This window comes from Saccharothrix sp. DSM 118769 (assembly GCF_052936295.1).
Map to the genome: position 1 here is coordinate 8,236,681 of NZ_CP193627.1, position 26,003 is coordinate 8,262,683.

29 protein-coding genes are annotated in these 26,003 nt (G+C 73.2%); 11 read left to right on the plus strand and 18 right to left on the minus strand.

The features are described from left to right. Positions 1-156 precede the first annotated feature (156 nt). From ACRAKJ_RS34725 to ACRAKJ_RS34740, 4 genes are all read left to right on the plus strand, one after another. The gene (locus ACRAKJ_RS34725) at positions 157-657 is read left to right on the plus strand and encodes an amino-acid N-acetyltransferase (RefSeq protein WP_438919453.1); all 501 of its coding nucleotides are present in this window, start codon (positions 157-159) and stop codon (positions 655-657) included. A gap of 72 nt (positions 658-729) precedes the next feature. Further along, the gene (locus ACRAKJ_RS34730; protein ID WP_438919547.1) at positions 730-1,572 is read left to right on the plus strand and encodes a MerR family transcriptional regulator; all 843 of its coding nucleotides are present in this window, start codon (positions 730-732) and stop codon (positions 1,570-1,572) included. Beyond that, positions 1,569-1,826 (plus strand): hypothetical protein, encoded by a 258-nt coding sequence (locus tag ACRAKJ_RS34735; RefSeq protein WP_438919452.1) that lies wholly within the window; start codon positions 1,569-1,571, stop codon positions 1,824-1,826. The genes ACRAKJ_RS34730 and ACRAKJ_RS34735 overlap by 4 nt, the downstream gene beginning before the upstream one ends. A 183-nt stretch (positions 1,827-2,009) precedes the next feature. Continuing rightward, positions 2,010-2,441, plus strand: a complete 432-nt coding sequence (locus ACRAKJ_RS34740; RefSeq protein WP_438919451.1) for a phospholipase — start codon at positions 2,010-2,012, stop codon at positions 2,439-2,441. An 85-nt stretch (positions 2,442-2,526) separates the two neighbouring features. On the opposite strand, the gene ACRAKJ_RS34745 is transcribed toward ACRAKJ_RS34740, so the two are convergent. Next, positions 2,527-5,094 (minus strand): DNA translocase FtsK 4TM domain-containing protein, encoded by a 2,568-nt coding sequence (locus ACRAKJ_RS34745; protein WP_438919450.1) that lies wholly within the window; start codon positions 5,092-5,094, stop codon positions 2,527-2,529. Between the two features lie 129 nt (positions 5,095-5,223). Here ACRAKJ_RS34745 and ACRAKJ_RS34750 point away from each other — a divergent pair, with 129 nt between their 5' ends. Continuing rightward, entirely contained in the window at positions 5,224-5,994 is a 771-nt protein-coding gene (locus tag ACRAKJ_RS34750) for a 1-acyl-sn-glycerol-3-phosphate acyltransferase (RefSeq protein WP_438919449.1), read from the plus strand. Continuing rightward, on the plus strand, positions 5,991-6,899 hold the full coding sequence (locus tag ACRAKJ_RS34755) for an EamA family transporter (RefSeq protein ID WP_438919448.1): 909 nt from the start codon (positions 5,991-5,993) through the stop codon (positions 6,897-6,899). Before ACRAKJ_RS34750 ends, ACRAKJ_RS34755 begins: the two co-directional genes overlap by 4 nt. On the opposite strand, the gene ACRAKJ_RS34760 is transcribed toward ACRAKJ_RS34755, so the two are convergent. The 8 genes from ACRAKJ_RS34760 to thyX form a co-directional block, all read right to left on the minus strand. Beyond that, complete coding sequence (locus ACRAKJ_RS34760; protein ID WP_447008792.1) at positions 6,871-7,059, minus strand: DUF397 domain-containing protein; 189 nt, start codon at positions 7,057-7,059, stop codon at positions 6,871-6,873. The genes ACRAKJ_RS34755 and ACRAKJ_RS34760 overlap by 29 nt on opposite strands. Then, positions 7,019-7,891: a Scr1 family TA system antitoxin-like transcriptional regulator gene (locus tag ACRAKJ_RS34765; RefSeq protein WP_438919447.1), complete on the minus strand. Its 873-nt coding sequence runs from the start codon at positions 7,889-7,891 to the stop codon at positions 7,019-7,021. Before ACRAKJ_RS34765 ends, ACRAKJ_RS34760 begins: the two co-directional genes overlap by 41 nt. Before the next feature lie 113 nt (positions 7,892-8,004). After that, positions 8,005-9,687, minus strand: coding sequence for an RNase J family beta-CASP ribonuclease (locus tag ACRAKJ_RS34770; protein WP_438919446.1), 1,683 nt, complete (start codon positions 9,685-9,687; stop codon positions 8,005-8,007). Beyond that, positions 9,684-10,580 carry a 4-hydroxy-tetrahydrodipicolinate synthase gene (gene dapA / locus ACRAKJ_RS34775; RefSeq protein ID WP_438919445.1) on the minus strand — a complete coding sequence of 299 codons (897 nt, stop codon included), beginning with the start codon at positions 10,578-10,580 and terminating at the stop codon, positions 9,684-9,686. Before dapA ends, ACRAKJ_RS34770 begins: the two co-directional genes overlap by 4 nt. A 37-nt stretch (positions 10,581-10,617) precedes the next feature. After that, complete coding sequence (locus tag ACRAKJ_RS34780; RefSeq protein WP_438919444.1) at positions 10,618-11,232, minus strand: TIGR03085 family metal-binding protein; 615 nt, start codon at positions 11,230-11,232, stop codon at positions 10,618-10,620. A 13-nt stretch (positions 11,233-11,245) separates the two neighbouring features. After that, the gene (locus tag ACRAKJ_RS34785) at positions 11,246-12,700 is read right to left on the minus strand and encodes a protein kinase domain-containing protein (protein ID WP_438919443.1); all 1,455 of its coding nucleotides are present in this window, start codon (positions 12,698-12,700) and stop codon (positions 11,246-11,248) included. Between the two features lie 71 nt (positions 12,701-12,771). Next, positions 12,772-13,161: an ACT domain-containing protein gene (locus ACRAKJ_RS34790; protein WP_438919442.1), complete on the minus strand. Its 390-nt coding sequence runs from the start codon at positions 13,159-13,161 to the stop codon at positions 12,772-12,774. Position 13,162: 1 nt separating this feature from the next. Continuing rightward, on the minus strand, positions 13,163-13,915 hold the full coding sequence (gene thyX / locus ACRAKJ_RS34795) for an FAD-dependent thymidylate synthase (RefSeq protein ID WP_438919441.1): 753 nt from the start codon (positions 13,913-13,915) through the stop codon (positions 13,163-13,165). A 161-nt stretch (positions 13,916-14,076) separates the two neighbouring features. On the opposite strand from thyX, the gene ACRAKJ_RS34800 reads away from it, so the two are divergent. Continuing rightward, on the plus strand, positions 14,077-14,586 hold the full coding sequence (locus ACRAKJ_RS34800; protein ID WP_438919440.1) for a toxin-antitoxin system HicB family antitoxin: 510 nt from the start codon (positions 14,077-14,079) through the stop codon (positions 14,584-14,586). An 11-nt stretch (positions 14,587-14,597) separates the two neighbouring features. Further along, a complete protein-coding gene (locus ACRAKJ_RS34805) occupies positions 14,598-15,503 on the plus strand; it encodes a DUF4097 family beta strand repeat-containing protein (protein ID WP_438919439.1) in 906 nt (301 codons plus the stop codon). 57 nt (positions 15,504-15,560) lie between these two features. Here ACRAKJ_RS34805 and ACRAKJ_RS34810 read toward each other — a convergent pair whose 3' ends face one another. The 3 genes from ACRAKJ_RS34810 to ACRAKJ_RS34820 all read right to left on the minus strand — a co-directional run bounded on the left by ACRAKJ_RS34810 (position 15,561) and on the right by ACRAKJ_RS34820 (position 18,494). Then, positions 15,561-16,145, minus strand: a complete 585-nt coding sequence (locus ACRAKJ_RS34810) for a TetR family transcriptional regulator (RefSeq protein WP_447008793.1) — start codon at positions 16,143-16,145, stop codon at positions 15,561-15,563. A 45-nt stretch (positions 16,146-16,190) separates the two neighbouring features. After that, positions 16,191-17,201 (minus strand): aldo/keto reductase, encoded by a 1,011-nt coding sequence (locus ACRAKJ_RS34815; protein ID WP_438927049.1) that lies wholly within the window; start codon positions 17,199-17,201, stop codon positions 16,191-16,193. Positions 17,202-17,288: 87 nt separating this feature from the next. Next, the gene (locus tag ACRAKJ_RS34820) at positions 17,289-18,494 is read right to left on the minus strand and encodes a DNA glycosylase AlkZ-like family protein (protein ID WP_438927050.1); all 1,206 of its coding nucleotides are present in this window, start codon (positions 18,492-18,494) and stop codon (positions 17,289-17,291) included. 82 nt (positions 18,495-18,576) lie between these two features. On the opposite strand from ACRAKJ_RS34820, the gene ACRAKJ_RS34825 reads away from it, so the two are divergent. Both ACRAKJ_RS34825 and ACRAKJ_RS34830 read left to right on the plus strand, forming a co-directional pair. Beyond that, entirely contained in the window at positions 18,577-19,128 is a 552-nt protein-coding gene (locus tag ACRAKJ_RS34825) for an N-acetyltransferase family protein (RefSeq protein WP_447008794.1), read from the plus strand. 21 nt (positions 19,129-19,149) lie between these two features. After that, positions 19,150-19,659 carry a hypothetical protein gene (locus ACRAKJ_RS34830; RefSeq protein ID WP_438926804.1) on the plus strand — a complete coding sequence of 170 codons (510 nt, stop codon included), beginning with the start codon at positions 19,150-19,152 and terminating at the stop codon, positions 19,657-19,659. Here the strand turns inward: ACRAKJ_RS34830 and ACRAKJ_RS34835 are convergent. The 3 genes from ACRAKJ_RS34835 to ACRAKJ_RS34845 all read right to left on the minus strand — a co-directional run bounded on the left by ACRAKJ_RS34835 (position 19,607) and on the right by ACRAKJ_RS34845 (position 22,304). After that, positions 19,607-19,987: a hypothetical protein gene (locus tag ACRAKJ_RS34835; RefSeq protein WP_438926805.1), complete on the minus strand. Its 381-nt coding sequence runs from the start codon at positions 19,985-19,987 to the stop codon at positions 19,607-19,609. The two genes, ACRAKJ_RS34830 and ACRAKJ_RS34835, sit on opposite strands and share 53 nt — an antisense overlap. Positions 19,988-20,106: 119 nt before the next feature. Then, positions 20,107-21,570: a hypothetical protein gene (locus tag ACRAKJ_RS34840; protein ID WP_438926806.1), complete on the minus strand. Its 1,464-nt coding sequence runs from the start codon at positions 21,568-21,570 to the stop codon at positions 20,107-20,109. Then, complete coding sequence (locus ACRAKJ_RS34845; RefSeq protein ID WP_438926807.1) at positions 21,567-22,304, minus strand: hypothetical protein; 738 nt, start codon at positions 22,302-22,304, stop codon at positions 21,567-21,569. Before ACRAKJ_RS34845 ends, ACRAKJ_RS34840 begins: the two co-directional genes overlap by 4 nt. 193 nt (positions 22,305-22,497) lie before the next feature. On the opposite strand from ACRAKJ_RS34845, the gene ACRAKJ_RS34850 reads away from it, so the two are divergent. Beyond that, positions 22,498-23,244 carry a cyclic nucleotide-binding domain-containing protein gene (locus ACRAKJ_RS34850; protein WP_438926808.1) on the plus strand — a complete coding sequence of 249 codons (747 nt, stop codon included), beginning with the start codon at positions 22,498-22,500 and terminating at the stop codon, positions 23,242-23,244. A 144-nt stretch (positions 23,245-23,388) separates the two neighbouring features. On the opposite strand, the gene ACRAKJ_RS34855 is transcribed toward ACRAKJ_RS34850, so the two are convergent. From ACRAKJ_RS34855 to ACRAKJ_RS34865, 3 genes are read right to left on the minus strand one after another with little or no spacing between them, the layout of a single operon-like run. After that, positions 23,389-23,844, minus strand: a complete 456-nt coding sequence (locus tag ACRAKJ_RS34855; RefSeq protein WP_438926809.1) for a tetratricopeptide repeat protein — start codon at positions 23,842-23,844, stop codon at positions 23,389-23,391. A gap of 5 nt (positions 23,845-23,849) precedes the next feature. Next, entirely contained in the window at positions 23,850-24,635 is a 786-nt protein-coding gene (dapB, locus tag ACRAKJ_RS34860) for a 4-hydroxy-tetrahydrodipicolinate reductase (protein ID WP_438926810.1), read from the minus strand. Beyond that, on the minus strand, positions 24,632-25,933 hold the full coding sequence (locus ACRAKJ_RS34865; protein ID WP_447009111.1) for a M16 family metallopeptidase: 1,302 nt from the start codon (positions 25,931-25,933) through the stop codon (positions 24,632-24,634). The genes dapB and ACRAKJ_RS34865 overlap by 4 nt, the downstream gene beginning before the upstream one ends. Between the last annotated feature and the right edge of the window lie 70 nt (positions 25,934-26,003).

The window sequence follows — 26,003 nt, forward strand, 5'->3', positions numbered from 1 at the left end:
GTGGGGGAAGACACGGTGCTCAGCGTAACCGGCGCCGGCGCGCGTTCCTGCCGGCCCGGTGGTGGGGGTGCGCACTGGATCACCACGACGGCCCCCGGGGCGGGGACGGGCGAGACCTGAGCGCCGCACCCGGGCGGGTTGGCCTACCGTTGCACCGTGGACGACCCGATCAACGTGCGTCGGGCCCGCACCGGTGACGTGCGGGCGATGAAGGCCCTCATCGACCAGTACGCGGGCAAGGTGCTGCTCTCCAAGCCGCTCGTGACGCTGTTCGAGGACATCCAGGAGTTCTGGGTCGCCGAGGAGGACGGGGTGGTCCTCGGGTGCGGCGCGCTGCACGTGCTGTGGGAGGACCTGGCCGAGATCCGCACGGTCGCGGTGGACCCGGCGCAGGGCGGGCGCGGGATCGGGCACCGGATCGTGACCCGGCTGGTCGAGACGGCGCGCGAGCTCCAGCTGCGGCGGATCTTCGTGCTGACGTTCGAGACCGCGTTCTTCGGGCGGCACGGGTTCGTGGAGATCGACGGGACGCCGGTGTCGCCCGAGGTCTACGAGGAGATCATGCGGTCGGCCGACGAGGGCGTCGCGGAGTTCCTCGACCTGTCCTACGTCAAGCCGAACACGCTCGGCAACTCGCGGATGCTGCTCCACCTCTGACTGTTCGAGCGAAAACTCGAACAGTCTTGACTCGATGAGCGCTGACCCACCAGGATCGGCGCCGTGGAGCAGATGACGGTCGACGAGCTGGCGGTCCGGGTCGGCCTGCCCGGCAGCACCATCCGCATGTACCAGACCAAGGGCGTGCTGCACCCGCCCCGCCGGCAGGGCCGCGTCGCCCACTACGACGCGTCGCACCTGGAGAGGCTGACCCTCGTCCAGCGGCTCCAGTCGCGCGGCTTCTCGCTGCCCGCCATCGCCGAGCTGGTCAAGGCCCGCGAGAAGGGCGCCAGCGTCGCCCAGGTGCTCGGCGTCGGCGACGCCGAGGGCCCGGACGACTGGGTGCGGGTCCGGGTGCGCGACATCAGCCGGCTCGTCCCGATGGGCGACGTCCGCCCGCGCCTCCTCCTCCGCGCCGTGCAGCTGGGCCTGCTCCGCTGGCGGCGCGGGTGGCCGCACGCCCGGCGGTGGGCGCTGGAGGCGGGCAGCAGGCTCGCCGGGCTCAGCGTCCCCTCCGACGACGTGCTCGACCAGTTCGAGCGCCTGCGCCGGGCCACCGACGGCATCGCCGCCGACTTCGTGGCGATCTTCGAGCGGCGGCTGTGGCCGACCCTCGCGGACGGCGCGGCCGAGGACGACCAGCTCGACCGGATGCGCGCGCTGCTCGTGGAGCTGACCTACACCGCCGAGACGGTCGTGGTCGGCACCCTGCGCGAGTCCATCCGGGACGCCGCCGAGGAGTTCGCGCGCCGCCACCGGCTCGTGCCGAACGACGCCTTCCGGCCCGCCTGGGTCGAGGAACCCGTGGCCATCGCCGAGCGCCTCGTCGAGACCGACGTGGACGAGCTGCCCGACGAGCCGACGATCCGGCGGTTCCTCGACCGGGGCGACGACCACGACGAACCGGCGCGGTGATCGCGCTGTGCGGCGCGGTCGTGGGACTGCGTGCGGGATACCGCTACGACCGCTCGACCGGCCGGCACCCGGTCCGCCCGGGGGTGAAGCGCTCGGTGTTCTGGGCGCTGCTGTTCACCGCCGAGTGGCTGCTGGTGCCGTCGACGGCCGTGCTGCTGGGCCCCGCGGTGGGGGTCGCGGCGTTCGGGTACGTGCTGGCGGCGGGCCTGGCCGGGCCGTGGGTGGCGGAGCACTACCGCAGGCGGGCGGCGTGACCGCGCCCTCGGCGGTCCGGCCGGGACGCGCCGACGGGGTGGCGGGCCGGGCACCGGACGAGTACGGGCAGCGCGGCGGCCGGACCCCCCACCCGGAGGTGGCGTAGGGGCTGATCGGGGCTGTGCCGACCGCCGCGAGCCGGTAAGAACCCTCGTGAAACCCGTGTAACGAGGGGAAGAACAGTGCTCGCGAAAACCCTGCGCAACGCGTTCGCCGTCGTGGTCGCCTCGCTCGCCCTGCTGGCGGGGGCCGGTGTCGGCCAGGCCGCCATCAACGCCCCGGCGGTGACCGACGACTACCTCTTCACCAAGTCCCTGTCCCAGTTCAGCAGCCTGCGCGCCCAGCGCCCCTACAGCGACCAGCTCGACTGGTCGTCCGACGGCTGCTCGTGGTCGCCGGACAACCCGTTCGGCTTCAAGTTCCTGCCGGCCTGCCACCGGCACGACTTCGGCTACCGCAACTACAAGCGGCAGGGCCGGTTCACCGAGACCACGCGCCTGCGGATCGACAACAACTTCAGGACCGACCTCTACAACCAGTGCGCGGGCAACTGGTCGTGCAACCGCACCGCGGACCTGTACTACCAGGCGGTGCGCGAGTTCGGCGCGAGCTGAGCCGGGGGGCGGGGGTTCCCGCGACGGGGACCCCCGCCCCACCCCGGCACGTCGCGCGCGTGCCGCACGTCCTCCGGGACGGCCGTCAGTCCTCGTCCTCCGCCGGTCCCCCGCCACCGCCGCCGCGGATCAGGTAGACGACCGAGTCCAGCTCGTCCGGCTTGATCAGCACCTCGCGGGCCTTCGAGCCCTCCGACGGGCCGACCACGCCGCGCGTCTCCAGCAGGTCCATCAACCGGCCCGCCTTGGCGAAGCCCACCCGCAGCTTGCGCTGGAGCATGGACGTGGAGCCGAACTGCGAGGTGACGATCAGCTCGGCCGCCTGGATCAGCAGCTCCAGGTCGTCGCCGATGTCGGCGTCGATCTCCTTCTTCTCGCCCGCCTTCGCCGCCGTGACGCCGTCCGTGTACTCGGGCTGCGCCTGGTTCTTGGTGAAGTCGACGATCTCGGCGATCTCCTCGTCGCCGACGAACGCGCCCTGCACGCGCACCGGCTTCGAGGCGCCCATCGGCAGGTACAGGCCGTCGCCCATGCCGATCAGCTTCTCCGCGCCGGGCTGGTCGAGGATGACGCGCGAGTCGGTCAGCGACGACGTGGCGAACGCCAGCCGCGACGGGACGTTGGTCTTGATCAGGCCCGTCACCACGTCCACGGACGGCCGCTGCGTCGCCAGCACCAGGTGGATGCCCGCCGCGCGCGCCTTCTGCGTGATCCGCACGATGGCGTCCTCGACGTCGCGCGGCGCGGTCATCATCAGGTCGGCCAGCTCGTCGACGATCGCCATGATGTACGGGTACGGCCGGTACTCGCGCTCGCTGCCGGGCGGCGCGCTGATCTCGCCCGACTTCACCTTGCGGTTGAAGTCGTCGATGTGCCGCACCCGGTTGACCTGCATGTCCTGGTAGCGCTGCTCCATCTCCTCGACCAGCCAGGCCAGCGCGGCGGCGGCCTTCTTCGGCTGGGTGATGATGGGCGTGATCAGGTGCGGGATGCCCTCGTACGGCGTCAGCTCGACCATCTTCGGGTCGATCAGGATCATCCGGACCTCGTCCGGCGTGGCCCGCGCCAGCAGGGACACCAGCATCGAGTTCACGAAGCTCGACTTGCCGGAACCCGTGGAGCCGGCGACCAGCAGGTGCGGCATCTTGGTCAGGTTCGCGGTGACGAAGTGGCCCTCGATGTCCTTGCCCAGGCCGATGACCATCGGGTGGTTGTCCTTGACCGTGGACGGCGCGCGCAGCACGTCGCCCAGCCGCACCATCTCGCGGTCGCTGTTGGGCACCTCGATGCCCACGGCGGACTTGCCGGGGATCGGGGCGAGCAGCCGCACGTTGTCGGTGGCCACGGCGTAGGCGATGTTCTTGGTCAGCGCGGTGATCTTCTCGACCTTCACGCCGGGGCCCAGCTCGACCTCGTAGCGGGTGACCGTCGGGCCGCGGGTGAAACCGGTGACCTGCGCGTCGATGGAGAACTGGTCGAGGACGCCGGTGATGGCCTCGATCATCTGGTCGTTGGCCCTGCTGCGGGCCTTCGGCGCGTCGCCGTCCTTGAGGATGGTGGGCGGCGGCAGCTTGTAGTCGCCCTCGACGGCGCGGACGGCCATCCCGGTGTCGCGCGGCGTCGGCTCGGGCTCCGCCTTGGCCTTGATCTTCGGGGCCGGCCGGGACGGCGGGGGCGGCGGCGGGGGGAGCCGGGGCTCCTCCTCGTCGAGCGGCGGTTCGACCTCCTCCAGGGGCGCGAGGTCCGAGGCGGCGGTCTGGCGGCGGTTGCGCGACGGGCGGCGCAGCTTGGCGGGCTTCGGCTCCTCCTCCGCCTCGTCGTCGCGGAGGTCGTCGCGGAAATCGTCGTGCAGGTCGTCGTCGACGTCGGCGAACCCGTCAAGCCGGTCCTCCGCGCGCCGGTGCAGCAGGTTGCCCAGCCTGGACGGCACGTCGCGGATCGGCACGTGCACCAGCAGCAGCACGCCGTAGGCGAAGATCAGCACCAGCAGCGGTCCGGCGACCCACGGCGTGAGCCCCTGGGCGAGGAACCCGCCCGCCAGGTAGCCGAGCGCGCCACCGGCGTCGCGGCGCGCGACCGGGTCCATCGGCAGGCCGCCGACGAGGTGGAACATGCCGAGGAAGCCGACCAGGACGAGGATCGTGCCGATCCACAGGCGGGGCCGGGCCTCGGGGTTCGCGTCGGTGCGCATGAGCGCCACGCCGACCGCCAGCAGCACCACGGGCAGGATCACGGCCGGACCGCCGATCGAGCTGCGGACCGCCACGTCGACCCACTGGCCGACCGGGCCGCCCGCCCGCCACCACACGCCGGCGGCGGTGACCAGGGCCAGCGCGATGAGCAGCAGCCCCAGGCCGTCGCGGCGGTGCTCGGGGTCCAGCTCCTTGCCGCGGCCGACCGCGCGGACCACCGAACCCACGCCGCGCCCGACGACGCCCCACGCCCGGCCGACCGGCGACGGGCCCGATCTCCGCGCCGGGGAACGCCTCGCGGGCGCGCGCTTGGCGGGGGCCCTCTTCGCGGGGGCCTTGGCCGGTGCCTTGGCGGGGGCCCGCTTCGCGGTGGACCGGGACGCGCTCGACCGGGACTTCGACCCCGTCGAGCCCGAGCTGCGGGTCGTGCCCTTGCGCGATGTCCCAGTTCGGCCGGCCATGCCCTTACCGTAGTCCCCCTGATCCCACCAGCCACAGCCGTCACGAGGGACGTGACGTGCGCCGCCGGACGTCCATGGTTGCCCCGAACCCGGTGCGCCGACACCTCGACACGCCGTAGCCTGCCCGCTGTGCCCACACCACTGCTGTGGCGCGTGCTGACCGCCGTCGACCAAGGGGTCGTGGCGTTGAGCGGACGACTCGAAGTCACCGGCGACGTCCCGGCGGACCTGAGGGGCCGTCCCCTGCTGCTCGCGTCCAACCACATCGGCAACCTCGACCCCTTCGTGCTCATCGCGGCCTGCCGGCGGATCGGCCTCGCGCCGCGGTTCCTGCTCGCGGGCGGGCTGCTCGACGCGCCGGTGCTGGGGCCGCTGCTCAGGGCGTCCGGCCACCTGCGCGTGGACCGCTCGTCCGCCGACGTCGGCACCGCGTACGACCGGACCGTCGAGGCGCTGAAGCGCGGCGGCGACCCGATCGCCCTGTACCCGGAGGGCCGGATCAGCCTCGACCCCGGCCTGTGGCCCGAGCGCGGCAAGACCGGCGCGGCGCGGCTGGCGCTCAGCGGCGGCGTCCCCGTGGTCCCGGTGAGCCAGTGGGGCGCGCACGAGGCCGTCTACTGGGGCAACACGCACGTGAACGGCTGGGACGACGCCAAGCCGTACCTGACGTCCTACGCGCGCGGGCTGCGCCGGCGGCCGACGTTCAAGGTGCACTTCGGAAAACCGGTCGAGCTGTCGGACCTGGCGGACGGCAGGCCGGGTGACGCGCGGCGCGCCCACGAGCGGATCATGCGGGCGATCGTGGAGGGCCTCGTGCCGCTGCGCGTGGACGAACCGGACCAGCCCAGGTTCCACGACCCGACGCGGCCGACCACGGGGTCCTCGCCCTGGCGACCGTGAGGGCGCGCGGGACCGCGCTGGCGCTGCTGTCGTCGTTGACCTTCGGCACGTCCGGCGTGCTGGCGAAGCCCGTGATGGCGGCGGGCGCCGCGCCGGCGCAGGTGACCAGCGCCCGGATCGCGCTGGCGGCCGTCGTGCTGGCGGTGGGCGTGGGCCTGTTCCGGCCGGGGGCGCTGCGGTTCGGGCGCGGCGACGGGCTCCTGCTCGTCGGCTACGGCGCGTTCGGCGTGGTCGGGGCGCCGCTGCTGTTCTTCGTGTCGGCGTCGCGCATCCCGGTGGGCATCGCGATGCTGCTCCAGTTCACCGCGCCGGTGCTGGTGGCGCTGTGGGTGCGGTTCGTGCGCGGCACCCGGCTGCCGGCGGCGGTGTGGTGGGGCACCGGCGTGGCCGTGGCCGGGCTGGCGGTGGTCGGCGAGGTCTGGCGCGCGCCCCGGCTGGACGCGGTGGGCGTGGCGGCGGCGCTGTGCTCGGCGCTGTGCATGACGGCCTACTACCTGCTGGGCGAACGGGCCGGCGCGCGCGACCCGTACGGCGTGCTGGCGGGCGGCATGGTGTTCGGCGCGGTGGTGCTGGCGGTGATCAGCCCGCCGTGGTCGGTGCCGCTGGGCGGGTCGACGGCCCTCGGCCCGGCCTGGCTGGTGCTGCTCGCGCTGGCGCTGGTCGCGACCGTGGTGGCCTACCTGGCCGGGGTGCTGTCGATGCGCCACCTGACCCCGTCGGCGGCGAGCGTGATCGGCCTGCTGGAGGTCGTGGTGGCGGCGGTGCTGGCCTGGTGGCTGCTGGGCGAGGCGCTGACGGCGGCGCAGGTGGTGGGCGCGGTCGTGCTGCTGGCCGGCGCGGCGGTGGTGCAGGTGGCGAGCGGGCGGAAGGCCCCGGCTACGCCCGAAGCGGTGCCGCGCGCGTGAAGGCGCGCCACGCGGCGGGGGTGAAGGCGAGCTGCGGAGCGGTGTTCTTGGAGTCCCTGACGCCGATGAGGTCTTCGGACGCGAACGCCACTTCCACGCAGGCTGCCTCGGGGCCTTCGCTATAGCTGCTCTTGCGCCACCCCGACGCCGTCCACCGCACGCTGGGCCTCCCGCAGCCGGTCGTACCTGTCCGCCCACTCGGCGAACACCGTCCGCGATTCTTCCTCAGCCAGCGCTAGTGCGGCCAGGGCGGCGCAACTGCGCTCGTACGCGCCGGTCGCTTCGGGCGCGTCCAGGAACAACGACACCGGTCCGGCCTCCACGTAGGTCACCGGCAGGTGATCGGCGTAGGTCATGTGCGCGAACGAACCGGACAGCCCCACCGGCAGCGCGGCGGTGAACGGCACCAGGCGGATGCCGCCGTGGAAGACCAGGTGCAGCATCTGCTCGTACATGACCTGGGCAGTCCCCACGAGGCGGTGGAGGGCTGCTTCGTAGAGGTAGAACTCGGCCGCCGGGGGCTTCTGCTGGACCAGGACGGACTGCCGGGCCATGCGCCACCCGACCGCTTGCTCGGCATTGTGGGCATCGCCCATGAGCGCGCGGGCGTAGGAGGGGGTTTGGACCAGTCCCGGCACGACCGCGAGTTCGTACCAGAGCATGGTCTCGGCAGTTCGCTCGTGCAGGTACAGGGTGCGCAGGTTGTCCGGCATCCCCATGTCGTGCGGTCGGACGTGGTAGCCGGTGTCGGTTTCGTGGGCCAGGGCCATGATCCGGTCGAACGCGGCCTGCTCGGGCCGCAGGTAGCCGGCGTAGCGGGCGATGTCGAGCGGGCTGGTGCCCCTGGTGCCCGTCTCCAGCTTGGAGATCCGGGCGACCGACCAGCCCAGCTGCTCGACCAGCGCCCCCGTCCTGACCTTGGAGCGGCGGCGGGCCTGGCGGAGCGCGTCGCCGAGTTCACGGCTGAGCGCGGTGGAGGTTCGTGGTTCCATGCGGGCACGCTAGAACCGCCTGACCAGCGGTTCCCAGCCGTTGTTGATGTTTACACCCCAAGGGGTGCAGCTCGTACCCCGGGTCAACAACGGCCGGGAACCACTCGAAGGTGTCAGTTCACCGGGATGATCGTCGGCACGATCATCGGCCGCCGCCGGTAGGTCTCGGCGACCCAGCGGCCGACGACCCGGCGCACGGCCTGCGCGATGCGGTGCGAGTCGGTGATGTTCTCCGCCTCGGTGCGGGACAGCTCCATCTCCACCAGGGAGATGGCCTGGTCCAACGCCTTCGGGTCGTCGGAGAACCCGCGCCCGGACACGGTCGGCGGGGCGACCGCGCGGCCGGTGGCGGAGTCGATCGCCACCGTGATGGCGATGAAGCCGCCCTCGCCCAGCACGAGCCGGTCGGACAGCGTGGACTCGCCGACGTCGCCCACGGACAGGCCGTCGACGTACACGTGGCCCACCTCGACCTTGCCGCTGACGGCCGCCTTGCCGTCGAGCAGGTCCACGACCACGCCGTCCTCGGCGATGACGACCCGCTCCGGGTCGACGCCGGTGGCGACGGCCAGCGCGGCGTTGGCGCGCAGGTGCCGCCACTCGCCGTGCACCGGCATCACGTTCGACGGCCGCACCGCGTTGTAGAGGAACAGCAGCTCGCCCGCCGGCGAGTGGCCGGAGACGTGGACCTTGGCGTTGCCCTGGTGGACGACGGTCGCGCCGAGCCGCGCCAGGCCGTTGACGACGCCGAACACGGCGTTCTCGTTGCCCGGGATGAGCGAGGACGCCAGCACGACGGTGTCGCCGGCCCGGATGGAGATCTGCCGGTGCTCGCCGCGCGCCATGCGCGACAGCGCGGACAGCGGCTCGCCCTGGGACCCGGTGGACACGAAGAGGACCCGGTCCTCGGGCATGTCCATGGCCTCGTTGAGGTCGACGAACAGGCCGTCCGGCACCTGGAGGTAGCCCAGCTCGGCGGCGATGCCCATGTTGCGGACCATGGACCGGCCGACCAGGGCGACGCGGCGCCCGTAGCGCACGGCCACGTCCAGCACCTGCTGCACGCGGTGCACGTGGGAGGCGAAGCAGGCCACGATGACGCGCTGCCCGGCCTGGCGGACGACGTTCTCCAGCACGGGGCCGATCTCGCGCTCGGGCGCGACGAACCCGGGCACCTCGGCGTTGGTGGAGTCCACCAGGAACAGGTCGACGCCCTCGTCGCCCAGGCGGGAGAAGCCCGCGAGGTCGGTCAGGCGGCCGTCCAGGGGCAGCTGGTCGAGCTTGATGTCGCCGGTGTGCAGCACCAGGCCGGCCGGCGTGCGGACGGCGACCGCGACGGCGTCCGGGATGGAGTGGTTGACCGCGAAGAACTCCAGGTCGTACGGCCCGAACGAGCGCCGCTCGCCGTCGGTGATCTCCACCAGGCGCGGCGTCTGCCGGTGCTCCTTGCACTTCGCGGCGAGCAGCGCGAGGGTGAACCGCGACCCCACCACGGGCACGTCGGGCCGCAGCTTCAGCAGGAACGGCACCGCGCCGATGTGGTCCTCGTGGCCGTGCGTCAGCACGAGGGCCTCGATGTCCTCCAGGCGGTCCTCGATGGCCCGGAAGTCCGGCAGGATCAGGTCGACGCCGGGCTGGTCGTCCTCGGGGAAGAGGACACCGCAGTCCACGACCAGCAGCCGCCCGGCGTGCTCGAACACGGTCATGTTGCGGCCGACCTCGCCGATGCCGCCCAGTGCGACGACGCGCAGACCTCCGTCGGGCAGTGCGGGCGGGGGTGAGTTCGGGTTGATCACGCGTGGGCTCCCAATTCGGCCTCGACGGCCTCGACGTCCTCGGTTGATGCGGGTACGAGGGGCAGCCTCGGGTCGCCCACGTCGAGCCCGCGCAGGCGCAGCGCGGCCTTCGTGTAGGTGACGCCGGGCATCCTGCGGAACGGGCGCAGCAGCGGCAGCAGGGCGTGGTGGATCGCGGTGGCGCGCTTGACGTCGCCGGACTCGAACGCGTCGAGCATGTCGCGCAGGCGGTCGGCGGCGAGGTGCGAGACGACGCTGACGAACCCGACGGCCCCGACCGAGAGCCACGGGAGGTTCAGCGGGTCGTCGCCGGAGTAGTAGGCCAGGTCGGTGGCCGCGATGACCTTGCTGCCCTCGTGCAGGTCGCCCTTGGCGTCCTTGACCGCGACGACGCGCGGGTGCTCCGCCAGCCGCAGCAGGGTCTCCACCTCGATGGGCACGACGCTGCGCGGGGGGATGTCGTACAGCATGACCGGCAGGCCGGTGGCGTCCGCCACGGCCGTGAAGTGGGCGAGCAGGCCGCGCTGGGACGGCCGCGAGTAGTACGGCGTCACCACGAGCAGGCCGTGCGCGCCCGCCGCCTCGGCCTCGCGGGCCAGGTGCGCGCTGTGCGCGGTGTCGTTGGTGCCGGCGCCGGCGACGACGGTGGCCCGGTCCCCGACCGCCTCCACGACGGCCCGGAGCAGGTCGGCCTTCTCCGCGTCGGTGGTGGTGGGGCTCTCGCCGGTGGTGCCGTTGACCACGAGCCCGTCGCTGCCGCCGCGGACCAGGTGCTCGGCCAGTTCCTGCGCCTTGCCGAGGTCCACCGCCCCCCGGTCGTCGAACGGCGTGACCATGGCGGTGAGCACTCTGCCGAACGGGCGTCCGGGTGAGGCGGAAGGACTTGCGGTCATGTGCGAAATCTACCGCGTCACCGTCCGCAAGCTGCGACTACACACCCCGGTCGAGGGCCTTGACGAGCCGCACGGCCTCGTCGGCGCCGTCGTGCTCGACCCGGGAGGCGGAGCGCCCGAACACGTGCAGCAGCAGTTCCCCGACCTCGCCGGTCACCACGACGGGGTCCGCCCCGCGCCTGGCCACCACGGCCTCGCCGTCGGGCCGGCGCAGCACCACGCCCACGGGGCTCTTGCGGTACATCAGCTTCGCGGTGGCGGGCAGGCGCTTCCACAGCACCTCGTCGCGCACCGGATCGGGTGAACGCGGCTCCCAGTGGGGGCGGGCGCGCCGCACGTCCTCGTGGTGCACGAAGTACTCGACGGCGTTGACCGCCTCGTCGACCAGGCCGAGCGGCGCGGGCGGGCCGGTGCGCACCAGCTCGACCAACCGCTCCCACGGCCTCGCCGCGTACGAGTCCTGCACGCTCCTGGTGTGCCCGGCGAGGGGCGCGAGCACGATGCCCGCCGCCGCGTCCGGGCGGCGCTCCCGCAGCACGAGGTGCGCGGCCAGGTCGCGGCTCCGCCACGGGTCGCACAGCGTGGGCGCGTCCGGCCCCACCTGGAGGAACAGCTCGCTCAGCAGCCTGCGTTCGTCGCGCGCCACACCCATGCGACCAACCTACCTACTCGGCGGTCACCTGGCTGGACAGCTCGGCCTTGTCCTTGCTCCACAGCACGCAGGAGACCTCGCGGGTGAGGTCGCTGTCGTTGGGGTCGACCTGCCACTCGCTCTCGGTGGGCACGACGGCGGCGTAGTGCAGCTTGTCGACCTTGCCCTCCAGCGGGACGACGTCGGACATGAAGTGCAGCGTGCAGAAGTTCTCGGCGTAGGCGCGCAGCCACTGCTCGCCGGGGTACTCGTGCTTGCCCGAGGAGCCGAACGGGCTGCCGGCCGCGAAGAACTCGACCCGGTGGTCCTTGTTGCACTCGGTGTAGTTGACCGTGACGGTGGGTTCGAGGAAGTTGTCGCCGCACTTCTGGCCGCTCATCTTGAACTGGCTCGCGGACATCGTGCCGCCGGAGCCGAAGCTGATGGTCTCGACCATCGCGGCGGGCCTGGACGGCGTGAACCACCAGCGCCCGAGGAACACGCCCGCGACCAGCAGCACGACGGCCGCCAGCGCGCCGCCGCCGATCAGCGCGCCCTTGAGCCACGGCTTGCGCGCCACGGCCTGCCGGGCGCCGTTCGCGAGCTGCGTGTAGTTCACCGTCGCGTTGGGCGGGACGCCGAACCCGGTGGGCGGGGTGGGCTGGGCGAGGGCGCGTTCGAGCATGGCGCGGGCCTGCTGGCCGGTGAGGCGGGCGTTCGGGTCGGGCATCAGCAGGCCGGTGATGACCGCGCCGAGCACGCCGTGCGCCCTGGTCAGGCGGGGCGCCTCGTTCATGATCGCGTGCAGGGTGGACGCGGTGGACGAGCGCTCGTAGGGGCTCACGCCCTCGACGGCGTAGGCCAGCGTCGCGCCCAGCGCCCACAGGTCCGAGGCGGGCCCGGCCTCGTGGCCGTGGATGCGCTCCGGCGACATGTAGGCGGGCGAGCCGATGAGGCTGCCGCTGGTCGTCAGGCGCGGGTCGTCGACGGCCTGGGCGATGCCGAAGTCGGTCAGCTTGACCCGGCCGTTCGGGGTGATCATGAGGTTGCCGGGCTTGACGTCCCGGTGCACGACCCCCGCCTGGTGCGCGGAGTCCAGCGCGGACAGCGCCTGCACCGCGATGGAGACGACGCGCTCCTGCGGCATGGGGCCCTGGGCGTTGATGAGCGTGGAGAGCGTGGCGGCCTCCACCAGCTCCATCACGATGTAGGTCATGCCGCCCTCGACGACCACGTCGAACACGGTGACCACGGCGGGGTCGTTGAGGCGGCCCGCGGTGCGCGCCTCGCGCAGCACCCGCTCCTCCAGCACCCGGCGCTCCTCGTGCGCGATGCCGTCGGGCAGGTGCAGCTCCTTGATGGCGACCTGGCGGCCGATCACGGTGTCCTGGGCGCGCCACACCACGCCCATGCCGCCGCGCCCCAGCTCGGCGAGCAGGGTGTACCTGCCCGCGATGACCCGCGGTCGCACGCCTTGTGGACTGTTCACCGTCACTCCTCGCCACCAACCCCAGGAACGGGCGGAACGCTAGCTCAGACCCCGCGCGACCCGATCCGGTTTCACGGTTTCGTGACTTCGTGGCCCGCCGCGCGCAGCGCCCGCACGGCGCGCTCCAGGTCCACCGCCTTCACCAGCAGGTGGTCGGTGTCGTACGTGGACAGCGCGAACAGGCTCACGCCCGCGGCGGCCAGCTCGCCGGACAGCGCGGCCATGATGCCGGTGAGGGTGAACTCAAGCGGGCCGCGGACGGTGAGCAGCCGCCAGCCGGGCTGGGCCGCGCCGGCGGCGGGCGCGTGCTCGCCGGGGCACACCACGGACAGCTCGTCGGGCGTCCTGGTGACGGAGACCAGGCCGGGCCGGTCGAGCAGCCCGGCCGGGACGGGCGCGTCGGCGGGCAGCCGCGCGACGGTGTACTCCCCCGGCCGGACGTCGACGATCAGGTGCTTCACGTCAGCCCTCGGTCACCAGCGGGCTGGAGGCGACCTCGGTGCCGTCGGGCAGCTCGGAGATCGCGAAGTCGGCGAACGCGTTGGCCGCCGCCTTCTGGAGCTGGCGCAGGCACTCCACGGCCAGGGCGCGGATCTCCACGTCGGCGTGCTCGGTCGCGCGCATCGCGATGAAGTGCCGCCACGCGCGGTAGTTGCCGGTCACCACGACGCGGGTCTCGGTGGCGTTGGGCAGGACCGCGCGCGCCGCCTGGCGGGCCTGCTTGCGGCGCAGGGTGGCGCTGGGCACGTCGGAGAACTTCTCCTCCAGGCCCTTGAGCAGCTCGTTGTACGCCTCGACGCTGGCCTGCGCGGCCTTGAGGAACATCTCGTGCAGCTCGGGGTCGTCCGCGATGACGTCCGGCTCGACCATGGCGGCGTCGCGCTCGGGCACGTACCGCTGGGACAGCTGGCTGTAGGAGAAGTGCCGGTGCCGGATCAGCTCGTGGGTGAGCGAGCGGGAGATGCCGGTCAGGTAGAAGCTGACCGAGCCGTGCTCCAGCACGGACAGGTGGCCGACCTCGATGATGTGCTTGATGTAGCCCGCGTTGGTGGCGGTGGCCGGGTTGGGCTTGGTCCACGACTGGTAGCACGCGCGGCCCGCGAACTCGGCGAGCGCCTCGCCGCCGTCGGCGTCGGTGGACCACGGGACGTCCGCCGGGGGGAAGAACTCCGTCTTCGCGATCAACTGCACCTTCGGCGACACCGTCTGAGCCACGACGAACCTTCCCTGGAGCTGCAAGCAACGCAGGGAGCCTAGTCGAGGGCCGGGGGGCGACCTCCCATGGTAGAGCGCTCGTGTCCCCCGCCACACGGCTGCGTCAGGCGTGACACCACTCGTCGGTTGCGTGATGTCGGAAGTGATGTCATGGTGGTGTCATGGACCTGTCGCCTTACATCGCCGCACTGCGCGAGGACCTCGCGACGGCCGCGTCCGCCGGGGACGACAACACCCGGCGCACCGCCGCCCTGCTGTCCGCCGCACTGGAGCCGGCCGCACGGCTGGCGCTCATGAACGCGCTGTCCGACCTGGCCGCCGAGGTCACTGCCGCCCTGGACGGACTGGTGGTCGACGTCCGCCTGGACGGTCGTGACGTGCAGGTGGTCGTCACCGGGGGCGCTCCCCGCGAGGACCGCGAACCGGAGCCCCGGGAGGTTCCCCGGCCGGCCGCCGGTGACGCCACGCGCATCACCCTGCGCCTGCTCGACGAGCTGAAGTCGAAGGCCGAGCAGGCCGCCGCGTCGCAGGGCATGTCGTTGAACACCTTCGTCGCGCAGGCCGTGCAGGGCGCGGTCGGCGGTCGGCGGGGTCACCACAAGAGCTGGGCCCCGCCGACGGACCAGCCGGGCGGCTCCGGCTCCCGGGTCCGCGGCTGGGTCCAGGGCTGAGGAGGGGGAACGTGGAGTCATCCGATGTCGTGCGGCAGCAGAGCTTCGAGGTCGACGGCACCGTCGAGGTCGAGGTGTCCGTGCCGGCGGGCCGGGTGCGGGTGCACCTGGTCGAGGAGCCCGGCGCGCACGTCGAGGTGAAGCACCAGCCGGACGCGGGCGGCGAGCCCTGGGCCGCGGGCCTGTCCGGCCTGCTGAACTGGGCCAACGAGCAGTTCGGCGGCCAGTTCGGCGGTGGCCGCACCCAGCCGTCCGGCCCGGCGGAGGCGGTGCGCGACGCGCGCGTCGAGCTGACGGGGTCGCGGCTGGCGGTGCGGGCGTCCGAGGCCCTGCCGCTGCGCGGCGTGCCGCTGGACGTCGTGGTCCGCGCGCCGCGGGGTTCGCACGTGATCGTGAAGTCGAACTCGGCGGACGTGACCGTGACGGGCCCGGCGGGCAGGCTGGAGATCCGGACCGGCACGGGCCACGTGACGGCGGACCGCGCCGAGGGGTCCTCGCAGGTCGACTCGCGCAGCGGCAAGGTGCGGCTGGGCCCGATGCTGGGCGGCCTGCGGGCCAAGACCGGCTCCGGCGACATCGAGGTCTCGTCGATCGGCGGCAACACCGTGCTCTACACCGGCACCGGCGACGTGTGGCTGGGCGCCGTGCAGGACGACGTGCAGGTCCGCACGGGCAGCGGTGACGTGACGGTCGCCGACGCCGCCGCCGGGCGCATCCAGATGGGCACCGGCTCGGGTGACGTCCGCGTGGGCGTGCGGCCCGGCGTGGCGGCCCAGATCGACCTGGTCTCCAGCTCCGGCGCGGCCCGCTCGGAGCTGGACGTGTCCGACACCCCGCCCCCGGGCGACCCGCTGCTGTTCATCACGGGCCGCACGGGCACCGGCACGGCCCTGGTGACGACGGCGACGACCGGCTGAACCGGCCGGACCCGGCCCGACGCGGCGCGCGCACCCCGGGGTGCGCGCGCCGCGTCGTCACGTCGTGGCCCGCAGACCGGCCACCAGCAGCGACACGACCGCCTCGAACTCGTCGTCCACGTCCGCCCCCGACCACGTCGACGCGTGCGCCGGGTCGTGGTAGCGGGCGGTGGCGGCGAGGACCGCGCGGGCGGCGCGGGCCGGGTCCGGGGTGGTGAAGCAGCCCGTGTCGACGCCCGCCTGCACGATCTTGGTCAGGTCGTCGACCAGCGCGGTCACGTGGGCGGACACGACCCGGCTGTTCTCGGCCACCAGGACCTGGAAGGTGGCGAACAGCTCCGGGTCGCCCAGCGCCTTGCGGCGCTTGGCGTCGAACAGGGCGGCCAGCCAGTCGCGCAGCCGGCGCGGCGGGTCGGTCGGCGCGGTCACCAGCTCCGCCAGGCCCGCGTGGGCGCGGTCGAGCCAGCGCTGGGTCACCGCCTCGCGCAGCGCCGCCTTGGTCGGGAAGTGCCGGTAGACGCTGCCGTGGCTCACGCCCAGCACCCGCGCCACGTCCACCACGGTGGCCTTCGCCGGGCCGAAGCGCCGCAGGACGTCCTCGGTCGCGCCGAGGATGGTCTCCGCGGTGAGTGCTTCGGCCACGGCGTCCTCCAGGTCCGGGTGGGTCCGGTGATTGTGCCCGCCCGGTCAGTGCTCGCTGTCGAGGTGGGCCATCTGCGCTTCGGCGTACCGGCTGCCGGCGGCGGCGTCGGGGGGCACGGCGGCCTCGACGGCGGCCAGGTCGGCCGGGGTCAGCTCCACCTCCAGCGCGCCCAGGGCCTCGGCGAGGCGGTCGCGGCGGCGCGCGCCCACCAGCGGCACGACGTCGTCGCCCCGCGACAGCACCCAGGCGATGGCGAGCTGGGCGACGGACGCGCCCTTGGCGGCGGCGACCGCGCGCAGCGCCTCGACCAGCGCCAGGTTGTGGTCGAGGTTGTCGCCCTGGAAGCGCGGCGAGGCCGCGCGGAAGTCGGCGATCCGGCGGGACGCGGTCCAGTGGCCGGAGATGAGGCCCCGCGACAGCACGCCGTAGGCGGTGACGCCGATGCCCAGCTCGCGCGCGGTCGGCAGGATGTCCCGCTCGACGCCGCGCGAGATCAGCGAGTACTCGATCTGGAGGTCGGTGATCGGGTGCACGGCGTGCGCCCGGCGCAGGGTCTCGGCGCCCACCTCGGACAGGCCGATGTGCCGCACGTACCCCTTCTCGACCTGCTCGGCGATGGCGCCGACGGTGTCCTCGATCGGCACGGCGGGGTCGAGGCGGGCCGGGCGGTAGACGTCGACGTGGTCGGTGCCCAGCCGGCGCAGGGTGTAGGCGAGGAAGTTGCGCACGGCCTCGGGCCTGCCGTCGTTGCCGTGCCAGCCGCCGTCCGCGTCGCGCAGCGCGCCGAACTTCACGCTGATCGCCACGTCCTCGCGCCGCCGGTCGGCCAGCGCGCGGCGGATCAGCATCTCGTTGTGGCCCATGCCGTAGAAGTCGCCGGTGTCGAGCAGCGTCACGCCCGCGTCGACCGCGGCGTGGATCGTCGCCACGCTCTCCGCCTCGTCGGCCGGGCCGTACAGGTCGGACATGCCCATGCAGCCCAGGCCGAGCGCGGAGACGCGGAGGTCGCGGCCGAGCCGCCGTTCGCGGGTGACCCGGGGAGTGGAGTCGGTCATGACCCCACTCTGCCCCATCAGCTGACAGATTTCACTATTTGTCACTCCACCGGAGTCATCCCCCCGGCAGGGTCATCCCCCGGCAGGTCATCGCACCACCGCCGACAGCGCGGGCGCCAGGTCGCCGCGCGGCGCCACGACCACGTCGTCCAGCTCCAGCCAGTCGGCCATGTGCCGCAGCTCGGCGGCCAGCTCCACCGCCACCCGGCCCACGTCCGCCGTCGGCTCGGAGAACGCCGACTGCACGCGCAGCACGCCCGCCGCCCGGTCCGCCTTGAGGTCGACCCGCCCCACCAGCTCGCCGTCCAGCAGGAACGGGAACACGTAGTAGCCGTGCACCCGCTTCGGCGCGGGCACGTAGATCTCGATGCGGTAGAAGAAGTCGAAGATGCGCTCGGTGCGCGCCCGCTCCCAGATCAGCGGGTCGAACGGGCACAGCAGCGCCCGGCCCAGGACCCGGCGCGGCACGCGCGCCTCCACGTGCTTGTAGGCGGGCGCGGTCCAGCCGCGCACCTCGACCGGCTCCAGCACGCCCGCGTCCACCAGCTCGGCGACCGCCTGCCTGCTGCGCGCCGGGTCGAGCCGGTAGTAGTCGCGCAGGTCCGGCTCGGTGGCCACGCCCAGCGCCGTCGCCGCCCGCGCCACCAGCTCCCGCGCGCCCTCCTCCGGCGCCACGCGGCGGGCCAGCACGTCGGCCGGCAGCACCCGCTCGGTCAGGTCGTAGAGCCGCTCGAAGCCGCGCCGGGTGCCCGTCGTCAGCACGCCCGAGCCGAACAGGTACTCGCAGACCTTCTTGACCTCCGACCAGTTCCAGCCCCAGTGGTCCTTGGCCCGCGGCACGCCGCCGGCCAGCGCCTTCTCGATCGCGCCCGCGCCCAGCGGCCCCAGCTCCCCCACCACCGCCAGCACGTCGTCGACGAGCCCCGGCGACGCCTCGACCACCGTCGCGTAGTTGCGCCACCAGCCCTGGCGCTTGGCGCCGGAGTGGAACAGCGGCCAGTCCTCCACCGGCACCAGGCTCGCCTCGTGCGCCCAGTACTCCACCAGCAGCCTCGGCCGGCGCGGGCTGTGCGCCCACGCCGCGTCGTCCAGCAGCGCCGGCTCGTAGGACCCGAGGCGGGAGAACAGCGGCATGTAGTGCGCGCGCACGGCGACGTTGACCGAGTCGAGCTGGAGCAGCCGGACGCGGGACAGCACCTTCTGGAGGTGCCGCCGGGTGGGCGCGCCCGTCGGGCGGGGATCGGCGAAGCCCTGCGCCCCGAGGGCGATGCGGCGTGCGACGTCGGCGCTCATCTTCTGCACGCCCGGATGATCCCACCGGGGTACGACAACCCTGCGGGTGATCACCGGGAGGGCCGCCGGCTAGGGTGCTGCCATGGCCGACGCCGCGGTGCGCACCGCGAAGCCCGACGACGTGGCGGAGATCGCCCGCATCCACCGGGACACGTGGCGGACCGCCTACCGCGACCTGGTGCCCGAGGAGGTGCTGGCGGGCCTGGACGTGGCGGGCACCGCCGCCGCCTGGGCCGAGGCCGTCGAGGGCGGCCGGGTGCTGGTGGCCACCGAGGGCGGCTGGCTGGTGGGGTTCTGCGTGGCCGGTCCCGCGCCCGACGGCGAGGTGGCCCGCGCGGACGGCGCGCTGCCCGCCGACGCGGCCACGACGGCGCTGGTCAGCGTGCTCGTCGAACCCCGCTGGGGTCGGCGCGGGCACGGCGGCAGGCTGCTGGCCACGGCCGCGGCGCGGCTGCGCGAGGAGGGCGCGACCCGGGGCGTCGCGTGGGTGCCGGAGGCCGACAAGGCGTCGACGGGCTTCTACGCCAAGGCCGACTGGGTGCCCGACGGCACGGTGCGCACCCTGGACGCCGGGGGTCGACCCCTGAGGGAAATCAGGGTTTCCGGGGGGCTTTCCCTGCTGTTGACGACGTGATCCGTCGGTAACCTCGGTCACGTGCTCGGGTGGTTGTGCCTCACGTTCGGCATCGCGTTCGGCTCCGCGGTGCTCCCGCTGATCAGCATCGAGATCTTCGTCATCGGCCTGGTGACGCAGCAGCCCGGCATCGCCTGGTGGTGGGTGGGCCTCGCCGTGGCCCTGGGTCAGGTGCTGGGCAAGATGTTCTACTTCCTGGCCGCGCGCGGTTCGCTGCGCCTGCCCGCGTTCCTGCGGCGCGCGGGGAAGCCGGAGAAGCCGGGGAAGCCGCTGCCGCCGTGGCGGCTCAGGTGGGGGGCGAGGCTGGAGTGGGTGCGCCTGCGCTGCCACCGCCACCCGCACTGGATGTTCGGCACGCACGCGGTCAGCTCGGTCGTCGGCCTGCCGCCGTTCATGTTCACCACGGTCCTCGCGGGCCTGGCCGGCATGTCGTCGTGGCTGTTCATCTCCACCGGCGTGATCGGTCGCTTCACGCGGTTCAGCGCGCTGGCCGCGTCGCCTGCCGCGCTCGCGGGCTGGCTGGTGCACTAGCGCCCGCGCGGTCGTGCGGCACCAGCCCCTGCTCGGGCACCGACAGGCCGTAGTGGTCGTGCAGGCGGGTCACGTCGGCGTCGGACAGCGCGGAGTCGTCCACCCGCGGCCCGTCCTCGACCTCGCGGCGGTCCACCGGGATGACGAGCCGGCGGTCGCGGACCTGGGCGCCGCGGATCGGCACGACGGCCGTGCCGGCCGTTCTGCGCACGCAGGCCCACGTCGGCCGGCCGTTCGACAGCCACAGCCCGACGACGTGGCCGATGTGCCGGCCGTGGCGGTCGAGCACGTCGCAGTCGTAGAGGCGGTCCACCGCAGTGCGATCCATGCCCACGCCTTTACCCGGCGCTTCCGCGATGTCACGCGGGTTCACCCGTTCGGACGCCCGGCAGGGTCCCCTGACCGGTCCGGTCGGTCCGGTCCGGTCCGGCAGGGGACCCCTCGGCTTCACCGGGCGCCGTGGCGGGCGCGCACCAGCTTCTGGATGACGTTCAGCGCGTGCTCGTTGTTGCGCCAGGCGACCTTGCCGTTGGCCTCGGCCACCGGCCCGCTGTAGCCGGTGTCGACCTCCAGGGCCTCGCCGCTGGTGATGGACAGCCTGAACTGGTGCGCGAGCGAGATCGTCGCGTCGATGCCGTACACGACCTCGACCAGCTCCGACAGCGGCTTGGGCATCGGGATCGACGTCGAGGAGACGCCGACGATGTCCTGGTAGTGGTGCTCCTGCGTCTCGTCGAACAGGACGTCGCCGGACTCGAAGTCGAGCAGCCCGCGGTAGGCGCTGACCAACCCGCCGGTGAGGAAGAGGATGACGACGTCGTAGGTGTTGGCGCGCAGCTCCCCGTCGCCGCCCCGGCACATCCGGACGCGCCGGGCCGCGCCGTACTGGGACCGCGGGATGCCCACGACCACCTGGGCCGGGACGACGAGGTCGCCGCCGTGGGTGTTGATCCGGATGTTGAGCCGCAGGCGGCGCGCCGCCTTGCGCTTGATGTGCTCCACGTCGTCGCCGAGCCACTCGTCCATCCGCCGGTCGCTCGGCTTCGGCTCGGCGGCGGCCAGCAGCCGCAGGTACTCGCGGTACTCCTTGGCCAGGCGGAAGCCGGCGCGGCCGGCGAAGAACGCGCCCGCGAAGCACACGACGAGGAAGAGGGGGTCTCCCGCGATGAGGCCGACGAGGACGAGCAACGCGGCCGTCGCCGCCAGCGCCTGCCACGGCCACGCCTGCCGGGGCTCCGGCGTGGGGGTGAAGTACTTCCGCACCGCCTCCGCGCGCCTCGGGTCACCGCCGCGCCGCACCTCGTCCACCTCGGCGACGGAGATCGGGATGCCGAGCTCGCCCGCCCGGGTCGTCAGCGCGCGCCACGTCTCCCCGCGGGCGGGCGCGACGTGCTCCACCAAGGTGGTCACCTCGTGCGGGCCGAGCATCCCCACGCCCCTCCGCAGCGTCGCCGCGTCCGGCGGCGGCGCCGGCATCCCGTCGGCGTCGTAGTAGTCGTCCTTGACGATCGCCCACAGCACCGACGCCTGGCTGTGCACGGGGTGCGCCGGGTCCGCCTTCAGCGCGTTCTCCAGGTGCCGGTTGACCCGGAGGACCTCCTCCGGCGTGCGGTACGACGGCGGGCTGCCCGAGAGCAGCGCCATCGCGGCGTACACGTGCGCGCAGGCCAGGGTCACCTGCGCCTCGGCGTCGGCGGCGTCGGCCAGGCCGGCTCGGGGCGCGGTGGCCAGGTAGGTCTCGAAGAGATCGAGCGCCTGGGGGTAGAGGTGGTGCTTGAGCGCTTCCAGGCCGTCGCGGAAGTGGTCCCGGGCTTCCTGCGCGTAGATGTTCTGCGTGCCGCCCTGGTTGGCGTACACGTTGCCGCCCGCGGCGGGTGCGTTGTACTGCCGGGGGCCTTTGTCGTCGATCATCGGGGACCTCCGGTCCAGAAGTGCTGGTTTCCACCTTGACTGGCATAGACGACACCGTGCGCGGACGGCGTGTTGTGCTGCACGAAACCCGGTGCGGATTTCTCCGGGGCCGGTGCGGAGCCGGCGGTACCGGGCATTCGGCGATCGCGCGCCGGCGCGCCCCCGGCGACCCGGAGCCAGGCGTCGACGGCCGTTTCCTTCACCTCGACGGCCACCGCCCGGAAGTCGTCGGGGTCGATTCCGGGATAACCGTGGCGCACCACCTCCTCGTGCACGTGCGCCGAGGTGATCAACGCGAGCGGCGCGGACTCCGGCGCGGTGGCCAGCGCCTGGCGCAACTGCGGTGCGTCGAGCAGCCTGGCCAGGAGTTCCATCGGGCTGCCGACGATGCGGTCGCCGTCGACCAGCACGTCGCCGGCGTGCACCGCGACGCGGACCCTGATCCCGGTCAACTCGCCCGCCAACCGGTTGTGCGCCCGCAATCGTGCGGCCAGTTCCGGCACCAGGGGATGGATGATGCGGTTCTTCGCCGTCATCGCGGGAAAGACGATCATCATCCCGTCACCGAGATCCTCGCGAAAGCACTCCGCCCACTCGATCCCGCTCTCCCGGCAGGAGGATTCCAGTTCCGCGAACAGGACCCGGCGCAACTCCTTGCGCGCCGCTTCCCCCCGGCCGCTGGACCGCTGCACGTCGAGCGCCAGCATGGCCCGGTATTCCAGGTCGTTCAGCATGTTCCTGCTTCCGTGTTCTTTACTCCCACATGCGGGTGATATCCGTCCACGCATGTGGAGAACATGGCAGGAAACAGCCCAGCTGTCTGGGACGGATGTCCCACAGCCCACTGCTCCACCTATTCGTTATCTACCCGATCGGACGATCCCCGGTGACCTGACGTCACGGGGTGCGGCCGGAGAGGCAGGCGTCGTGGCACCGCCGAACCACCGCGGGGGACGCCCCGCACCCGACTCGCTGTGGGCGCTGCTCACCGACGCCGAACGGGAGGTGCTGCTGGCGTGCGGCGTCGAGGAGAGCTACGGCGCGCGCGAGGAGGTGCTGCACGAGGGCGACACGAGCAGGTCGGTCCACGTCGTCCTGGAGGGCCGGGTGAAGGTGGTGGCCGCGTCCACGAGGGGCTGCGGCCACGTCCTGGCCGTGCGGCGCGCGGGCGACGTGCTCGGTGAGCTCGCCGCCATCGACGGGAAGCCGCGGACGGCGACGGTGACCGCCGTCGACGACCTCACCGTGCTCCGGGTGCCGGCGGACCGGTTCACGTCCGCCCTCCGGGCGAACCCGGGCATCGCCCTCGCCCTGCTGGCGGTGATGTGCGGCCGACTGCGCACGGCCACGCGGCGGCGCACCGAGTTCGGCGACAGCACGACCGCCCAGCGCCTGGCGTCGCTGCTGTCCGAACTGGCCGACGAGCACGGCGCGGCGCACGCCGACGGGGTGGCGATCACCCTGCCGTTCAGCCAGGAGGAACTGGCCGGGTCGATCGCGTCGTCGCGCAAGGCGGTCGTGCGTGCGCTGCGCGCGCTGCGGGACGAGGGGATCGTGGCCACTGCACGGCAGCGGGTCGTGGTGCTGCGACCGGACGCGCTCCGCCGCCGCTCCGCGGCCACGTGGGAACCGGAGCCGGCCGGGACGACTAGGTCAGGGCGAGGGCGGCGGTGAGCGCGGCGGCGACGACGAGCAGGGCCACGGTCAGGCGCAGGGCTTCGCAGGTGTGCGTCACAGCCCATACGATACGGAGAGTGACGATCGAATCCAAGGCAAGAGAGCGTTAAGACCGGATGAACCGCGTCTCACTCGGGTGGCTCACGCCCGATTCGTAGGCACGTGGAAAAGGTCGATGGCTTTGCGCATCGTCTCGCGCGCCCGCCCCCGGTCACCCGACAGGTCGTACGCCTGGGCCAGCAGGAACCACGCCCGCCAGTCCCCCGGCCGCGCCTCCACGTCCCGCCCGCGCTCCTCGAACCACGCGTCGGCCGCAGTCCGGTCCACTCGGCCGGACGGCGTGCGCGGCAGGCCGGAGAGGTCGGGCAGCGCGCCCTCTGCCTCCAGCTGCCGCGCCATCCGCTCCGTGGTGAAGCCGAACCTGATGTTGGTCCACGCGATCCACGCGCCGATCAGCGGCAGCAGCAGCACTCCCACGCCGAGCGCGACGCCCACCGGGTCGCCGGTGCCCAGCAGCACCACCGCCCGACCGCCGAGCAGCACGAAGTACACCGCCAGCGCGGCGGTGACGAGGAACGCGGCGGTGCGGGTGCTCATCGCCCTCAGAGGTCCATGTACTTGTCGAGGCCCACGGACAGGCCCGGGTGCTCCCCGATCCGCCGCACGGCCAGCAGCACGCCCGGCATGAACGACTTGCGGTCCAGCGAGTCGTGCCGCAGCGTCAGCGTCTCGCCCTCGGTGCCGAACACGACCTCCTGGTGCGCGATCAGCCCCGCCACCCGCAGCGAGTGCACCCGCACGTCGCCCACGAGCGTGCCGCGCGCCCCCGGCGCCTCCTGCGTCGTCGCGTCCGGCATCGGGCCGAGCCCGGCCGCCTCGCGCGCCTGGGAGATCAGCCGGGCGGTGTGCGCGGCCGTGCCCGACGGGGCGTCCACCTTGCGCGGGTGGTGCAGCTCGACGACCTCGACCGACTCGTAGTACCGGGCGGCCAGCTCGGCGAACCGCATGGACAGCACCGCGCCGATCGCGAAGTTCGGCGCGACCAGCACCCCCACCCCCGGCTTGGCGTCGAGCCACTCGGAGACCGTGCCCAGCTTCCGCGCGTCGAACCCGGACGTGCCGACGACCGCGTGGATGTCGTTGTCCACGCAGAACCGGATGTTGTCCATCACGACCTCGGGGCTGGTGAAGTCGACCACGACCTCGGCGCCCGCGTCGGACAGGTTGAACAGCCAGTCGCCCGCGTCGACCATCGCCACGACTTCCATGTCCGGCGCGGCCTCGACCGCCCGGCACACCTCCGCGCCCATCCGGCCGCGCGCGCCGATGACGCCGACGCGGAGCGGTTCTTCCCGCACGGTCTCGTCGAGGGGGGACGGGTCGTTCAAGAGATCACCTCGTGCACCTGGGACGGCAGATCGTCCACGTGAGAGTAGGGGCCGACCACGGCGCCGGCGACGGGGCGTCGCAACAGGTCGCCCGCCAGCGCCGCGACGTCCTCGGGCGTGACCGCGTCGATGCGCGCCAGGGTCTGCTCCACCGACAGGTGGTCGCCGTAGTTCAGCTCGCCCTTGCCGATGCGGGACATGCGCGAACTGGTGTCCTCCAGCCCCAGCACGAGCCCGCCGCGCAGCTGGCCCTTGCCGCGCGCCACCTCGGCGTCCGACAGGCCCTCGCGGGCCACCGCGTCCAGCACGTCGCGCACGACGCCCGCCACGTCGCCGAGCCGGTCGGGCTGGCAGCCCGCGTACACCGACAGGGTGCCCGCGTCCGCGTACAGGCCCACCGACGAGTACACCTGGTAGGCAAGGCCGCGCCGCTCCCGGACCTCCTGGAACAGCCGCGAGCTCATCCCGCCGCCCAGGGCCGCGTTCAGCACGTTCAGCGTGAACCGGCGCTCGTCGTGCCGGTCCAGCGCCCGCACGCCCAGCATCAGGTGCGCCTGCTCGGTGTCGTCGTCGTGCAGCACCAGCCGGCGCGTCGCCGGGAAGCGCGCCCGGCCCGCGCGCGGCGCCACCGGCGTGCCCGCGCGGTCCAGGCGGGCGCCGACCAGCTTGCGCACCAGGCGCATCACCTGGGCGTGCTCGACGTTGCCCGCCACCGCCAGCACCATCCGCGGCAGCGCGTAGCGGCGCTTGTAGAAGCCGAACAGCGCGTCGCGCCGCATGTCCCCGATGGACTGCTCGGTGCCCAGCACCGGCCGCCCCAGGGGGTGCTCGCCCAGCAGGGCGTCGAGGAACGCGTCGTGCAGCAGGTCCTCGGGGTCGTCGTCGCGCATCGCGATCTCCTCGAGCACCACGCCGCGCTCGGTCTCGAAGTCCCGCGGCTCGCACAGGGCCTCGAACACCACGTCGCACACCAGGTCCACCGCGAGCGGCAGGTCCTCGTCCAGGACGTGCGCGTAGTAGCAGGTGTGCTCCTTCGCGGTGAACGCGTTCAGCTCGCCGCCGACCGCGTCGATCTCCTCCGCGATGGCCGCCGCCGAGCGGTTCGCCGTGCCCTTGAACAGCAGGTGCTCCAGGTAGTGCGCGGCGCCCGCGACCTCGGCGCGCTCGTCGCGCGACCCCACCTGCACCCACAGGCCGACCGACGCCGACCGCACGCCCGGCACGCGCTCCGTGATCACCCGCAGACCCGACGGCAGCAGGGTCCGGCGGACCGTCACGCCGCTGTCGCCGCGCTCCAGCGCGACCGTGCTGCCGGGCTTCTGGAGGTGCCCGGGGCGCCGGGTAAGCGGACGGCCGCGAGCGCCAGCA